This is a genomic window from Bacillus sp. 05T31 (assembly GCF_056396725.1).
Map to the genome: position 1 here is coordinate 1 of NZ_JBFTMA010001264.1, position 577 is coordinate 577.

Below are 577 nucleotides of genomic sequence, written 5' to 3' on the forward strand. Positions count from 1 at the left end.
AGATTACTCTTCCCTCTATTATTTCGGAATTAGAAATTCACCTTGCAACCAATCCTATTATTGAATTTAATAAATAAAATGAGGATAATCCAAATGCTAACTTATTTATCAAAACAGCTTAATGAACAAGCCATGCATTAATTATTATATTCCCTCAAAGGAAAAGACTTTCTTATTACCGATTCAATGAATGCAGAAGAACATCATTATTATTGGCGCGTTTATTTTTCTTATCTCTCCATATAATTTTTTTCAAACACATAAAAACAGTAACTGAAATAGCGACTCCAACTGTAACATCTGAAGCAAAATGGGCTCCTACCACAATACGACTCATTGGTACTAGTATCTTATTAGTTGGTTCATATAGACTATTGGATATTTGTAAGTCTGTAAATGCAAAGATACATAGTAAAATAGCGAAGCTGGAAATTAATATCACTTTTCTATTTCCCATCATTTCTCCTACTTTCCACTATGCTTTAATATAAAATTCCCCATCTCAATTGCTAAATCTTCACTTTGAGGATAAACACCCACATTATCTCCATAAGCGTGCCCTAAACCACGAGAAAGG

1 protein-coding gene is annotated in these 577 nt (G+C 32.1%); it reads right to left on the minus strand.

Translation table 11 applies throughout. The features are described 5' to 3' along the window. Positions 1-175 precede the first annotated feature (175 nt). Positions 176-457 (minus strand): hypothetical protein, encoded by a 282-nt coding sequence (locus AC1DJR_RS32815; RefSeq protein ID WP_429687341.1) that lies wholly within the window; start codon positions 455-457, stop codon positions 176-178. Between the last annotated feature and the right edge of the window lie 120 nt (positions 458-577).

What these genes read in the sequence shown, in the direction of transcription:
- AC1DJR_RS32815 (WP_429687341.1), bottom strand. Translation starts at nt 457, where the DNA reads ATGGGAAATAGAAAAGTGATATTAATTTCCAGCTTCGCTATTTTACTA.